Raw genomic sequence first — 13,549 nt, 5'->3', positions numbered from 1 at the left:
AGGGATCGCAGAGGATGGGCGACCGGGTTTCCGGGCGCTGGAGCCGTCAGTCGCGGTAGTCGTCGTCGGCCTTGGCTTCGTCGTCTGCCACGGGAATGGCATAGGAACCCTTCAGCCAGCGCGACAGGTCGAGATTGCGGCAGCGGTCCGAGCAGAAGGGATAGTTCTCGCGCGTCGAGGGGCGACGGCATTCGGGGCAAGGCAGTGCCTTGCGCAGCGGCTCGACCTTGGCGGTCCGCTGTTCGTCTCCTTCCGCCATGGTCAGCCCTCCGTCCAGCCCGTATGCACGTCATAGCCCTCGCCCGAGAGCATCTGCAACGTCTCGAAGAGCGGCAGGCCGACGACATTGGTGTAGGAGCCGACGATCTTCTGGACGAAGCTGCCGGCGATACCCTGGATGGCATAGGCGCCAGCCTTGCCGCGCCATTCGCCAGAGGCGAGATAGCATTCGATGTCATAGCCGGAGAGGCGCTTGAAGCGGACCTTGGTCTCGACGATCTTCTGGCGCAGCTTGCCATCAGGGGCGATCAGGCAGACGCCGGTGAACACCCAGTGGCTGCGGCCCGAGAGCAGATGCAGCGCCGAGGAAGCCTCCTGCATCAGTTCCGCCTTGGGCAGAATGCGGCGCCCGACCGCGACCACGGTGTCGGCAGCGATGATGTAGCTTCCGCCCCAGGTCAGATCCTTGCGGACCTGCTGGTAGGCAGCGCCGGCCTTGTCTGCGGACAGGCGGCGGGCGAGCGTGCGCGGATGTTCTGATTTCTTCGGCGTCTCGTCGAGATCCATCGGCATCAGGCGTGCGGGCTCGATGCCCGCCTGCTTGAGGAGATCCACGCGGCGCGGCGACCCGGAGGCCAAAATCAGCTTCTGTCTCAATTCCATCCGAACGCGCTCCTCAAGCCTCAGCTTTTGGCCTAAGGCTTACTTGAAGCGGTAGGTGATACGGCCCTTGGTCAGGTCGTAAGGGGTCATCTCGACCAGAACCTTGTCACCGGCGAGAACGCGGATACGGTTCTTGCGCATGCGGCCGGCGGTGTGGGCAATGATTTCGTGTTCGTTTTCGAGCTTTACGCGGAAGGTGGCGTTCGGCAGCAATTCGGTAACGACGCCGGGGAATTCGAGGACTTCTTCTTTTGCCATAGAGCGGTTGTCTTTCCTGGGGTTTTAAAGCGGGGCGCGCGAAGGGCCCCGAAAATGTGGGCGGAAACTACACAATCGCCCGGCATTTGTGAACCTTGTAGATTCGGCTTTTGGAATTTGTTTCAAGAGGGGCAAAACCGCCGCTAATCTGGGGCGAGAACCAGCCTGTCACGGATCAGCTTCGTCAGGCGGTCCCGCACGTCGCGATAGGCGGAGAGCCGCTGCTCGCGGCTGCCGGTCTCGACCGTCGGATCCGGCATCGGCCAGTATTCCACCTCGACCGCTGATGACCGTGTCAATTCGAGCGCTGCGTGATGAGCTTCAGGCGTGAGAGTAATCACGAGGTCGAAGTAGTCGTCTTCCATATCCTCCAGCGTCTGGGGCTGGCGCCGGCCGAGCGACAGGCCGATCTCGTCGAGCACGACATCGACGAAGGGATCGCGTTCGCCTTTCTTCACGCCGGCAGAGGCAACCCAGGTGCCGGACGGCAGGGCCTGTCTCGCAATTGCCTCGGCCATGGGGCTGCGGATGACGTTCTGGCCGCACATGAAGAGGATCGCGCCGGGCCGCGACGGACGGCGGCTGTCGTCTGCGCCCTCGCTCATCGATCCTAGCCCCGCCAATAGAGAACGCAGACCAGGGTGAAGAGGCGGCGTGCCGTGTCGAAGTCGATCTTGATCTTGCCAGAGAGCCTGTCCATCAGCGTCTGGGAACCGTCGTTGTGGATGCCGCGACGGCCCATGTCGATGGCTTCGATCTGCGACGGTGTCGAGGAGCGGATCGCCTCGTAATAGCTCTCGCAGATCATGAAGTAGTCCTTGATGATCCGCTGCAATGGCGTCAGCGACAGGATGTGCACGGCGACATCCTCGCCGGCTTCCGTCTTGATCGAGAAGACGAGCTTGCGATCCATCAGTGACAGAAAGAGGTGGTATGGGCCGCCGGGATGGCCGGCGGGTTCGAAGGTGTTTTCCTCGATCAAGTCGAAGATGGCGACCGCCCGCTCATGCTCGACATCGGGTGTCGAGCGCCCGATGGTCTCGTCCAGCACGACATCTGAGAGCCGGAAGTCGCCCGCCGCCATGTGCTAGTCCCCGAGATTGAGGCGAATGGCGACGGAGCGGGCATGGGCATCGAGCCCTTCCGATTTCGCGAGCGCAATTGCCGCCGGCGCAAGCTTGCGCAACTGCTCCGGCCCGAGCCGCAGGATCGAGGTCCGCTTGACATAGTCCAGCACCCCTAGCCCCGAGGAAAAGCGGGCTGAGCGCGCCGTTGGCAGGACATGGTTCGAACCTCCGACATAGTCGCCGATCACTTCCGGCGTATGGCGACCGACGAAGATTGCGCCGGCATTGCGGATGCCTTCAATCAGGGGTTCCGGATCATCCACGGCGAGTTCCAGATGTTCGGCGGCGATGCGGTTGGCCAGAGGTATCGAATCCTCCAGCTTCTCGACCATGATGATCGCGCCGAAATCGCGCCAGCTGGCCGATGCCGTCTCGGCACGCGGCAGGGATTTCAGCTGCCGTTCAACAGCCGCTTCCACCGCTTCGCCGAGTGCGCGGTCATCGGTGATGACAATCGACTGGGCACCGGGATCGTGTTCCGCCTGGGCGAGAAGGTCGGCTGCCAGCCAATCCGGATCATTGTCCTTGTCGGCAATAATGAGGACTTCGGAGGGACCGGCGATCATGTCGATGCCGACGGTGCCGAAGACATGGCGCTTGGCCGCCGCGACATAGGCATTGCCCGGACCAACGATCTTGGCAACCGGCGCGATGGTCTCTGTGCCATAGGCAAGGGCGGCAACCGCCTGGGCGCCGCCGATGCGATAGATCTCAGTGACGCCAGCAATGCTGGCCGCCGCCAGAACCGTCGGGTTGATGGCACCGCCGGTGGCCGGCACGACCATGACGACGCGGGGGACGCCAGCGACCTTGGCCGGCAGCGCATTCATCAGCACCGAGCTCGGATAACTTGCCGTGCCGCCCGGCACGTAGAGGCCGACGGCATCGATCGCCGTCCAGCGCGACCCGAGCCCAACGCCAATCGCGTCTTCGTAGATGTCGTCCTTCGGCATCTGGCGGGCGTGATGGCGCTCGATGCGCTCGGCGGCAAGCTTCAGGGCGTCGATCAGCTCAGGCGCGGTGGAGGCGAGTGCTGCTGCGATCTCTTCATCCGTCACCCGCATGGAAACAGTCGAAAAATCCACGCCGTCGAAGCGTTTGGAATAATCGGCGAGTGCCGCGTCGCCACGCGCGCGCACATCGTCGATGATCTTGCGCACGACATCGTTGACGTCGTCGGAGACTTCACGCTTGGTCGTCAGGAAGGCCGCAAAACGCGCCTCGAAATCTCCCGATGCCTGATCCAGCCAGATTGCCACGCCCCGTATTCCCTCTCAAGCAGTCTCAATTCAATCAAGCCGCGACGATTGCGCGCCGCTCGGCCTCATCAGCCAGCCTCGTGTTCCGGCCGTGTCGTCGTTTCCCAGGCACCGCCGGTATCTGCCAACTGGGCCTCGATGCATTCCACTTCAAGCGCGATCGTGCCGCCACCGGCGAGCAGCAGTTCGACCACACCATCAGGCCCCTCGCCCTTCGGTACGTAACGGATCGCGAGAAGGCTCATCACTTCGTCGGCCTTGCTGCGATCGAAACCGATCGAGCGAACCGCCTCGACGCGCTTGAAGCTCAGAGCCGCACGACGGCGCTCGAAGCTCTTTGACGCACGCGCTGCCTTTTCCCAGACGAAGCGATTGGCCGCCAGCGAAAACAGGCCAGAGCGGGCCGAAAAGCTCAGGTCACCGACCTTGAACACGGCATCCTGCATATGGGCCGAGATGATCGAGAGATCATCGGCATCGAGCGCCAGCAGTTTCAAGTCCGTCATGTCACCTCACAGTATCGCCTTTCGGCGGTGCCCGTCGAATTTCATGTTTTCGACATAGGTTGCGGCTTGTCCAGTGGCAACGGGGCAAAAAGACTTTTCGCCCCGCATCGCTGCGAAAGAGTGCGACCGAGCCGAGGCTCAGTCGCTGATGCGCTCAACGATGGCGCCGCAGCGGGTGAGCTTTTCTTCCAGGCGCTCGAAACCGCGATCAAGGTGATAGACGCGGCTGACCATGGTCTCGCCTTCGGCGGCAAGGCCCGCGATGACCAGAGACACCGAGGCACGCAGATCGGTTGCCATGACCGGGGCGCCACGCAGGCGGGTGACGCCCTCGATGCGGGCGGTCTGGCCCGACAGCGTAATCTTGGCGCCGAGGCGGGCCAGTTCCTGCACATGCATGAAGCGGTTTTCAAAGATCGTTTCGGTGACATGCGAGACGCCATTCGCACGGGTCATGAGACCCATGAACTGCGCCTGCAGGTCGGTCGGGAAGCCCGGGAAAGGTTCGGTCACGATATCGACCGGGCGGATTTGATCGCCATGGCCGATGACGCGGATGCCACCCTCGACGGCCGAGACTTCGGCGCCGGCGCGACGGATTGCCTCAATCGCAGTGTCGAGGAGCGTGATGTCGGTGCCCGACAGCGTCACGTCGCCGCCCGTCATGGCGACAGCCATGGCATAGGTGCCGGTCTCGATACGATCCGGCAGAACGCGGTGCCGCGCGCCGGAGAGGCTGGTGACGCCCTCGATCGTGATGGTCGAGGTGCCGGCACCTGAAATCTTCGCGCCCATGGCGTTCAGGCAGTTGGCGAGGTCAACGACCTCAGGCTCGCGGGCGGCATTGCCGATCACGGTCGTGCCGCGGGCAAGCGAAGCTGCCATCAGCATGACATGGGTCGCGCCGACCGAGACCTTCGGGAAGGTGTAGCGGGCACCGATCAGGCCGCCCTTCGGCGCCTTGGCATTGATGTAGCCGCCGTCGATTTCCATCTCGGCGCCGAGCGCCGTCAGGCCCTCGATGAAGAGGTCGACCGGACGCGTGCCGATGGCGCAGCCGCCCGGCAGCGAGACGCGCGCCTGGCCTTCGCGGGCAAGCAAGGGGCCGATGACCCAGAAGCTGGCGCGCATCTTCGAGACCAGCTCGTAAGGTGCGGTGGTATCGGCCACGGTGCGGCAAGTGAAATGCACTGTGCGCGAATAGGACCCGTCCTGATGTTCGCGGCGACCGTTCACGGCGATGTCGACGCCGTGATTGCCGAGAATGCGGATCAGGCCTTCGACATCGGCGAGATGCGGCACGTTTTCGAGCGTCAGCGTATCGGACGTCAAAAGCGAGGCGATCATCAGGGGAAGCGCTGCGTTCTTGGCGCCCGAGATCGGGATGATCCCGTTCAACGCATTGCCACCAACAATCCTGATGCGATCCATGAGAGCCTGCGATACGGGCGAGAAATGCCCGCCTTTCCTTGAGAAGGTGTGAGGGGAAGCCAATCCGGCGAGGCTGGCTCTTTAGACGAAAAGTACAGAGGGTTCAATTGACGCTGCAACGCTCGGTTAATCACCGGGTTTGGACGAATTTGCGGCAGGATCGGCGGAACCTACATCCCGATCACCGCCCTCGCCCGCCGCCGCGGGTTCTACCGAAGTCGCATGCGCCGCTGGCAGCCCCACGCCGTCTTCGGCCTCACCGGCTCGCCGCGCCCGCGACTGCTGCTTGCGACGGGCGAGATTCTCTCGAAGTTTTGCCGCCGCGCGTTCCCGCCGCCGCTGTTCGGCATCGGAGAGCACACGTTTTCCACGATCGGCGAGCGGCGCGCCTTCGAGCCGGCTCTCGTCCGCTTCGCCCTTGTTTTCCGGGTCATTTGTCATGAGCGCGTGATATCCGATCGGATAAAAATCGAAAAGTCCCTTCCGCCCCCGTTACAAAACTTGGCTACACAAACGCTTTACGGCTTGCGCTGCCCGAAACTCTATGGCAATAGGCGCCTCGTTCCGGGCCGACCACATGCGTCGCCCGCCAGATGCTGCTATAGCTCAGGGGTAGAGCACTCCCTTGGTAAGGGAGAGGCCGAGAGTTCAAATCTCTCTAGCAGCACCATTCTTACCCGCATCCCCCGCCCACGTACTTCATCACCCGCAAATTGCAGTCGTTCGCGAGCCGTCGGCTTACGCCCATTCGATGCATAAGAACGACCCGTTCTCGCCCTCACGCCCCTCGCGGTGAGAGGCCGTTGAACACCAAATCCAGATGGGACCTCACATAAGCGGCAATGTCGACGGCACGTCGGCCGTCGAAGATCAGATGGTCCATCATCAACGCCAGGATCGGCGCGACGATGATTTCGGCGTTGGCGCCTTCGCAGTCACGGAATTCGCCGGCAGCGACGCCCTCTTCCAGAAGTCTTTGCGTACACGTGATGAGAGGGTCGACCAGTTCTGCGTGGTGCATGTCGATGACCTGCGGGAACCGCGCTCCTTCGGAGATGACGAAGCGGAGAAGTTCCCGCGCGCGCCTGTCCTGGGTGATGCGATCATAGGCGAGAAGCAGAAAAGATCGGAGACGCTCGGCATAGCCGCCCTTGAGCGTCTCCATATTGCGGAGCAGCTCTTCAAGCGGCACCGAAATATGCGCAATCATCGCCGAGAAGAGATCCTCCTTCGTCGGGAAGTACACATAGATGGTGCCCTTGGTCACCCCTATCCGATCGGCGATATCTTCGACGCGGGTCGCGGTGAAGCCATGGGCGACAAACTCTTCGAAGGCGGCATCGAGGATTTGTTTGGGCCGGAGCGCCTTTTGCGCGGCCCTCGTTAACTTCTTTTCGTTCAGCATCAATATACCTTGTTCCGCAGCCTGCGCAAAAATTCATTGACTAACCAGTCATTCAAATATAGCTCTGAGCCATCAAACTTCAAGGGGCATCCATGCGACGGTTCCGTTCAATCCTGATGGTGGCGTGCTCCTGCGCCTCCCTTATTGCCTGCGCTCCCACCGAAGAAGCCGCTGAGAAACCCGCCAGACTGGTGGAAACGGTCACGGTCAAGGCGGAGCCCTGGTCCGACAGCATTACGAGCACAGGCGAGATCAACGCGCGCGTCCAGTCGGAACTGTCTTTCCGGATCAGCGGACGGATCACCGAACGTCTGGCTGATGTCGGCGACAAGGTCGAGGCGGGTCAGGTCCTGGCGCGTATGGATGCCGAGGAGCAGGAGGCCGATCTGCAGGTCGCGCTCGCCTCGCTGCAATCTGCCGAGGCCCAGCGGACCCAGGCGCAGCAGGCGCTGGAGCGCCAGGAAAGTCTCTTTACCACGGGTGTTTCAACGCAGGCGGCGCTGGATGAAGCGCGAGAAGCACTGCTGCGTGCAAAGGCGACCGTCGATTCGGCACAGGCACAGGCCGACACGGCCCGCGACACGCTTGCCCAGACCGAATTGAAGGCAGATGCGGACGGTGTGATTACCACGCGCAATGCAGAAGTGGGCCAGGTCGCACAGGCCGCGCAATTGATCTTCACGCTCGCCCAGGATGGGCCGCGGGACGCCGTCTTCAATGTTGACGAATCCTTGCTGCTCGGCTTCGGTCGTGAGTTCGAGAGCGAGGTCGACATCGTGCCGCTCAGCGGCGGCGACCCGTTGAAGGGAACACTGCGCGAAATTTCACCGACCATCGACCGCAGCACCGGCACCATCCGGGTCAAGTTCAGCGTCGAAGAAGGTGCAAAAGTCAGCCTTGGAAGCCCCGTCATTGCGGTGGCGCGCTACAAGCCGGTGACGGCAATCCGACTTCCCTGGTCTGCGATCGCCTCGGATGCGGGCCGCACAGCCGTCTGGGTCGTGGATCCCAAGACGTCGAAGGCCTCGCTGCGCCCGGTCGACATCATCACCTATGGCAACGGATATTTCTCCGTCAGCTCGGGCATTACACCGGGAGACATCGTCGTGACGAGCGGCAACAAGTTCATTAGCAACGGCGAAGTGGTTGCATTTGAGGGAGCAGTCCAATGAACACGCTCTCAAAATTCGCCGTACTTCTCCTGGCCGGCAGCGCCCTTACGGCCTGCCAAGGCGAGCAGGAGCCTGAGGCCACCGCTCCCCGCCCGGTGCTCTCCCTCGTCGCCCAGGTGGAACCTGCCGTTCAGCTGTCGCTGTCGGGAACGGTGGAGGCCCGCGTCGAGACCGAGTTCGGCTTCCGCATCCTCGGCCGGGTCGTCGCGCGCAATGTCCAGACAGGCGATCTCGTGAAAAAGGGCGACGTGCTCGCGGCCATCGATCCGTTGGCGCTCGAACTCGCCGTCAAGAGCGCCCAGTCCGATCTCGCCAACAGCGAGGCGCAGCTTGCCAATGCCATCACCACCGAGCAGCGCCAGAAGACCCTGTTCGAAAGGCAGTCCGGCGCCAAGGCAGCCTATGAGACGGCGCAACTGGAGCTGAAGACCGCCGAAGCGGCGGTCGCCAAGGCCAAGGCCAATCTGGGCAAGGCAACCGAGCAACTCGGCTATGCGCAGCTTATCGCCGAGTTCGACGGCGTGGTTACTTCTACGTCCGCAGAGATCGGCCAGGTCGTCTCGGCCGGCCAGGCGATCGCAACGGTTGCCCGGCCGGAGGTGCGTGACGCCGTCATCGACGTTCCAGAAGCGCTGGGCGCGAGCTTGCAGGCAGGCGCGCCATTCGAGGTAGCCTTGCAACTCGACCCGACACTGCGCGCGAAGGCCGTAGTCCGCGAGATCGCGCCGCAGGCCGATGCGATCACGCGCACCTATCGCACGAAACTGACCCTTATCGATCCGCCCGATGTCATGCGATTGGGTTCCGTGATCACGGCAACGAGCAGCAATGGAACGGCACCGGCCATTCGCCTGCCTGCCTCGGCCATCAGGACCGAGGATAACAAGACCTCCGTCTGGATCGTCGATCCGGCGAGCAAGACGGTCGCCTCGCGCGCCGTGACCATCGAAGGAAGCCCGGCTGCCGGCGGCCGTGTCGCCGTGGTTTCCGGGGTGGAGGCCGGTGACCGTGTTGTCACTGCCGGCGTCAACAGTCTCGAAGAAGGCCAGTCCATCCGCGTCGATCAGGAGATGACCCAGTGAAATCCTTCAACCTCTCCGATTGGGCGCTCGAACACCGTTCGCTCGTCTGGTACTTCATGATCGTCTTCGTGTTGGCTGGGACCTTTTCATACCTCAATCTGGGGCGTGAGGAAGATCCGGCATTCACGATCAAGACGATGATCATCAATGCCCAATGGCCGGGCGCCTCTGCCGAGGAGGTGACGCTGCAGGTCACCGACCGGATCGAGAAGAAGCTCGAGGAACTCGATGCGCTCGATTACACGAAGAGTGTGACCAAGGCCGGCCAGACCACGATCTTCGTGGAGCTCCTGTCGTCCACAAAAGCCAGCGAAGTCACGGAGAACTGGGTCCGCGTCCGCAACATGATCGCGGACATCCAGGGCAATCTGCCAAGCGGCGTGCTGGGACCGTTCTTCAACGACAGCTTCGGTGACGTCTACGGCAATATCTACGCCTTCACCTCGGATGGCCTCAGCCAACGCCAGATGCGCGATCTCGTCGAAGATGCGCGCGCCAAGCTCCTGACCGTTCCGAATGTCGGCAAGATCGACGTCATCGGGGCCCAGGACGAGGTGATCTATCTCGAATTCTCCACGCGCAAGATCGCAGCGCTCGGGATCGACCAACAGCAGATCATCGATACGCTCCAGGCCCAGAACGCCGTCACGCAATCGGGCGTGGTCGAGGCGGGTGCCGAGCGGATTGCGCTGCGCGTCAGCGGCCAGTTCACCTCCGAGGAAAGCCTGAAAGCGATCAACCTACGGATCAATGATCGCTTCTTCCCGCTCACCGACATTGCAACGATCAAGCGCGGTTATGTCGACCCGCCATCGTCGCTGTTCCGGTTCAAGGGCGAGCCCGCGATCGGCCTCGCCATCGGCATGAAAACGGGTGCCAACCTGCTGACGTTCGGCGAACAGCTCGATGCCCAGCTTGACCGGGTCGTCGCCGACCTCCCGATCGGCGTCAATGTCGAGCGCGTGTCCGATCAGCCGGCGGTGGTTGAGGAGGCCGTCTCGGGCTTCACCACGGCCCTGTTCGAGGCGATGGTCATCGTTCTCGCCATCAGCTTCATCAGCCTTGGCGTCAGGGCCGGCCTGGTGGTCGCGATCTCCATTCCGCTGGTGCTCGCTATCACCTTCGTTTTCATGGAATACACCGGCATCTCGCTGCAGCGCATCTCGCTCGGGGCCTTGATCATCGCGCTCGGCCTGCTGGTTGACGACGCCATGATTGCCGTCGAGATGATGGTCTCTCGTCTGGAGGCCGGCGATACGCTTCGGAGTGCGGCGACGCATGTCTATACCTCCACCGCCTTCCCGATGCTGACCGGAACGCTGGTGACGGTTGCTGGCTTCATCCCGATCGGCCTCAACAACAGTGCTGCCGGCGAGTTCACCTTCACGCTGTTCGTCGTCATCGCAGTGTCGCTGATTGTGTCCTGGGTGGTTGCCGTTCTCTTCACACCCCTTCTCGGTGTGACGATCCTGCCGAAGACAATGCAGTCTCATCACGAAACGAAGGGCCGCTTCGCGAGCATGTTTGCGTGGCTTCTCGCGCTTGCCATGCGCTGGCGCTGGATGACGATCATTGCGACTGTCGTGACCTTCGCGGTGTCGATCGGCGGCATGAGCCTCGTCCAGCAGCAGTTCTTCCCGGCATCGGATCGCGTCGAACTGATCGTCGACTGGGACCTGCCGCAAAACAGCACGATCGCCGAGACCAATCGCCAGATCTCCCAGTTCGAGCAGGAAAAGCTGGTCGGCAATCCCGATATCGACCACTGGTCGACCTATGTCGGCGAAGGCGCGCCCCGTTTCATCCTGTCCTACGACGTCTCATCTCCGGCCGCCTGGATGGGACAGGTCGTGATCGTGACCAAGGATCTCGAAGCGCGCGATCGCGTGCGGGCGGATCTGCAGGACTACCTCTCCAAGACCTTCCCCGGGACGGATGCCTTCGTGAAGCTGCTCGATATCGGCCCGCCAGTCGGCAAGCCGGTCCAGTATCGTGTCGCTGGACCCGATATCCAGAAGGTCCGTGACCTCGCGCGTGAGTTTGGCGCGATCGTCAACAGCCATCCCGAGCTGACCAACATGACGTTCGACTGGAACGAGCCCTCGCGCGTGGTCAAGATCGACGTGCTGCAGGACAAGGCCCGTCAGCTCGGCATTTCCTCTCGCGATATCGCCAATGGCATCAACGGGATTGTCGAAGGATCGTCGGCGACCAAGGTCAAGGATGACATCTACCTTATCGACGTCATCGGGCGGGCCCAGGATTCCGAACGTGGCTCGATCGAAACGCTGAAGAACCTGCAGCTTCCGAGCTCCAGCGGCAATTCCGTGCCGTTGTCGGCAGTCGCCAAGTTCCGCTACGAACTCGAACAGCCCTTGATCGCGCGGCGTGACCGCATTCCAACGATCACCGTCAAGGCGGCCGTTATCGGGTCTACCCAGCCGGCCACCATCGTCGAGGAGCTGAAGCCGCAGGTCGAGACTTTCACCAAGACGCTGCCCGTTGGCTACACGGTCGAAATCGGGGGTTCGGTCGAATCCAGTGCCGAATCTCAGGGGCCGATCATCGCCGTTGCTCCGCTGATGCTGTTTGCCATGGCAACGATCCTGATGATCCAGCTGCAGAGCTTCAGCCGCCTGTTCCTGGTCTTCGCTGTCGCTCCGCTGGCGCTGATCGGTGTCGTGGCGGCACTGTTGCTGAGCAATGCGCCGATGGGCTTTGTTGCGATCCTCGGCATTCTGGCGCTGGTCGGCATCCTGATCCGAAACTCGGTCATCCTGGTTGTCCAGATCGAGCAGTTGAGAAGCGAGGGCATGGCGCCCTGGCGCGCCGTCGTTGAGGCAACAGAACATCGCATGCGGCCGATCATGCTGACGGCAGCGGCGGCGACGCTGGCCCTGATCCCCATCTCGCGTGAGGTCTTCTGGGGTCCCATGGCCTATGCCATGATGGGCGGCATCGTGGTCGGCACCGTGCTGACGCTCCTCTTCCTGCCGGCACTCTACGTTGCCTGGTTCAGGATCCCCGCCGAGGAAGCTGCTGAACACGCCGAGACGCCGAAGGCAGAGGCGGTCTGACAGGACATCGCATCACGGACTGCGGCGGGAAGCTGGCCCAGTCAATGGGTTGAAAAGAAAAGGGTCGGCTGCAGCCATCTGGCGGCAGCCGACCCTTTCATCATTTGAGTGCTGGCCTTTTATTTCGTCGCGAGCGTTTCCGAGATGCGCTTGAAGAAGTCCAAGTTCTCGCGCTCGTAGCCGAGCGGGCTCGCGGGAGCTGCGAGCTTTACGATCACCAGATTGTTCGACCGATCGACATAAGTGTACTGATTGTAGAGGCCGACGGCGGAATAGGCGTCCGAGCCGCTGATCGTCCACCACTGGTGGCCATAGCCATAGCCCACCTCAGGATCGACCACCGCGGAATCGGCGGGCGCAACGGTCGAGGCTTTGACCCAGTCTTGCGGGACGACCTGCGTTTCCCCGACCTTGCCGTTTTCCAGCATCATCAGGCCAAACCGGCCATAGTCGCGAAGGGTGGCATTGAAGCCGGCACCATAGAACTCGCGACCAACCGCGTCCGAACCGTCGAGCACGTAGAAGGCCTGCGCTTCCATGCCAGCCGGCTTCCAGATCTTTTTGCTCATATAGTCCGCGCCCTTCATGCCGGTCGCAGCTTCGAGGACGCAGCCAAGAACGGACGTATCGAGGGTCGAGTAATTGAAGGTGCTTCCCTGTTCGTTCAGCGGCTTTGCCTCGTTGCGCGCGTAGTCGCACCAGCGGTACTTGTAGCCGACCAGCGAATTGTCATGGACCTTGGTGAGCTGGGTCTCGCTGCCGAACTCGTAGATCTCCTTCCAGTCGATGCCGGAGCGCATGCGCAGGAGATTGAGGATCGTGACATCAGCATAGGCCGTGCCCTTCCAGTCGGGCAGGTAATCGACGACCTTGTCGTCGACGCTTTTGATCTTGCCTTCGGAGATCGCGATGCCGATCATTGTCGCCAGCATGGACTTGGCCATGGAAAAAGACATGAAGCGGGTCTGCTCACCGCTGGTGTTGCGGTAAATCTCCTTGACGATCTTTCCGTCCTTGATGACCAGCAGCGCGTTTGTCGCCGTGCTTTCGAGGAAGTCTTCCAGCCCCTGCTCCTTGCCTTCGAAGACGAAGCTGTCGCCGATGTCGCGCTCGTCGCGCGACAATTCTCTCCTGGTGTCCCCCGCCGCCACAGGCCGCGTGGCGAAAAGCTGATCCATGTGCTGGAAAGTCAGGTAGTTCAGTTCCGGCATGAGCATGGCGGCTCGGCCATTGATCATCGTCGGCGTCTCCCAGCGCGACGGTTCGGCCGCCATAGCGGTGGTCGAGATTGACAGCGCAAGGCCAACAGAACAGGCTAGTTTCGATTTCATGAGAACTCCTCCTTTGTTC

Annotated in this window: 14 protein-coding genes and 1 tRNA gene; 4 read left to right on the top strand and 11 right to left on the bottom strand. The window is 62.0% G+C overall.

Features of this window, described 5'->3' with window-relative positions; all coding sequences use genetic code 11:
- Positions 1-46: 46 nt before the first annotated feature.
- The 9 genes from yacG to C0V73_RS05565 all read right to left on the bottom strand — a co-directional run bounded on the left by yacG (position 47) and on the right by C0V73_RS05565 (position 5,823).
- Complete coding sequence (yacG, locus tag C0V73_RS05605) at positions 47-259, bottom strand: DNA gyrase inhibitor YacG (RefSeq protein ID WP_102019033.1); 213 nt, start codon at positions 257-259, stop codon at positions 47-49.
- A gap of 2 nt (positions 260-261) precedes the next feature.
- Entirely contained in the window at positions 262-882 is a 621-nt protein-coding gene (locus C0V73_RS05600) for a Maf-like protein (RefSeq protein ID WP_102019032.1), read from the bottom strand.
- A gap of 39 nt (positions 883-921) precedes the next feature.
- A complete protein-coding gene (infA, locus tag C0V73_RS05595; protein WP_004435948.1) occupies positions 922-1,140 on the bottom strand; it encodes a translation initiation factor IF-1 in 219 nt (72 codons plus the stop codon).
- Positions 1,141-1,283: 143 nt separating this feature from the next.
- Positions 1,284-1,745 (bottom strand): low molecular weight phosphatase family protein, encoded by a 462-nt coding sequence (locus C0V73_RS05590; protein ID WP_102019031.1) that lies wholly within the window; start codon positions 1,743-1,745, stop codon positions 1,284-1,286.
- A 5-nt stretch (positions 1,746-1,750) separates the two neighbouring features.
- Positions 1,751-2,224, bottom strand: a complete 474-nt coding sequence (locus C0V73_RS05585) for a UPF0262 family protein (protein WP_102019030.1) — start codon at positions 2,222-2,224, stop codon at positions 1,751-1,753.
- A 3-nt stretch (positions 2,225-2,227) separates the two neighbouring features.
- Entirely contained in the window at positions 2,228-3,526 is a 1,299-nt protein-coding gene (gene hisD, locus C0V73_RS05580; protein ID WP_102019029.1) for a histidinol dehydrogenase, read from the bottom strand.
- Positions 3,527-3,594: 68 nt separating this feature from the next.
- Positions 3,595-4,032 (bottom strand): DUF2948 family protein, encoded by a 438-nt coding sequence (locus tag C0V73_RS05575; RefSeq protein ID WP_102019028.1) that lies wholly within the window; start codon positions 4,030-4,032, stop codon positions 3,595-3,597.
- A 138-nt stretch (positions 4,033-4,170) separates the two neighbouring features.
- Complete coding sequence (gene murA, locus C0V73_RS05570) at positions 4,171-5,463, bottom strand: UDP-N-acetylglucosamine 1-carboxyvinyltransferase (RefSeq protein WP_102019027.1); 1,293 nt, start codon at positions 5,461-5,463, stop codon at positions 4,171-4,173.
- Between the two features lie 126 nt (positions 5,464-5,589).
- Entirely contained in the window at positions 5,590-5,823 is a 234-nt protein-coding gene (locus C0V73_RS05565) for a hypothetical protein (protein WP_245407918.1), read from the bottom strand.
- A 235-nt stretch (positions 5,824-6,058) separates the two neighbouring features.
- Here C0V73_RS05565 and C0V73_RS05560 point away from each other — a divergent pair.
- Positions 6,059-6,133, top strand: a tRNA-Thr gene (locus C0V73_RS05560).
- 108 nt (positions 6,134-6,241) lie between these two features.
- Here the strand turns inward: C0V73_RS05560 and C0V73_RS05555 are convergent.
- The gene (locus tag C0V73_RS05555; RefSeq protein WP_102019025.1) at positions 6,242-6,868 is read right to left on the bottom strand and encodes a TetR/AcrR family transcriptional regulator; all 627 of its coding nucleotides are present in this window, start codon (positions 6,866-6,868) and stop codon (positions 6,242-6,244) included.
- Between the two features lie 92 nt (positions 6,869-6,960).
- Between C0V73_RS05555 and C0V73_RS05550 the strand changes: the two genes are divergently transcribed.
- Genes C0V73_RS05550 through C0V73_RS05540 form a run of 3 tightly spaced genes read left to right on the top strand, consistent with a single transcriptional unit; the run spans position 6,961 to position 12,199 of the window.
- The gene (locus C0V73_RS05550; RefSeq protein ID WP_102019024.1) at positions 6,961-8,040 is read left to right on the top strand and encodes an efflux RND transporter periplasmic adaptor subunit; all 1,080 of its coding nucleotides are present in this window, start codon (positions 6,961-6,963) and stop codon (positions 8,038-8,040) included.
- The gene (locus C0V73_RS05545) at positions 8,037-9,122 is read left to right on the top strand and encodes an efflux RND transporter periplasmic adaptor subunit (protein WP_102019023.1); all 1,086 of its coding nucleotides are present in this window, start codon (positions 8,037-8,039) and stop codon (positions 9,120-9,122) included. The genes C0V73_RS05550 and C0V73_RS05545 overlap by 4 nt, the downstream gene beginning before the upstream one ends.
- On the top strand, positions 9,119-12,199 hold the full coding sequence (locus C0V73_RS05540; protein ID WP_102019022.1) for an efflux RND transporter permease subunit: 3,081 nt from the start codon (positions 9,119-9,121) through the stop codon (positions 12,197-12,199). Before C0V73_RS05545 ends, C0V73_RS05540 begins: the two co-directional genes overlap by 4 nt.
- Before the next feature lie 119 nt (positions 12,200-12,318).
- Here C0V73_RS05540 and C0V73_RS05535 read toward each other — a convergent pair whose 3' ends face one another.
- The gene (locus C0V73_RS05535) at positions 12,319-13,530 is read right to left on the bottom strand and encodes a serine hydrolase (RefSeq protein ID WP_102019021.1); all 1,212 of its coding nucleotides are present in this window, start codon (positions 13,528-13,530) and stop codon (positions 12,319-12,321) included.
- Positions 13,531-13,549: the final 19 nt, after the last annotated feature.

The sequence above is a fragment of the Rhizobium sp. TH135 genome (assembly GCF_002855515.1).
In the GTDB taxonomy this organism is placed as follows: Bacteria; Pseudomonadota; Alphaproteobacteria; order Rhizobiales; family Rhizobiaceae; genus Allorhizobium.
The sequence above is the reverse complement of the archived record's forward strand: the minus strand, read 5'-3'. Positions and strand labels throughout refer to the sequence as shown.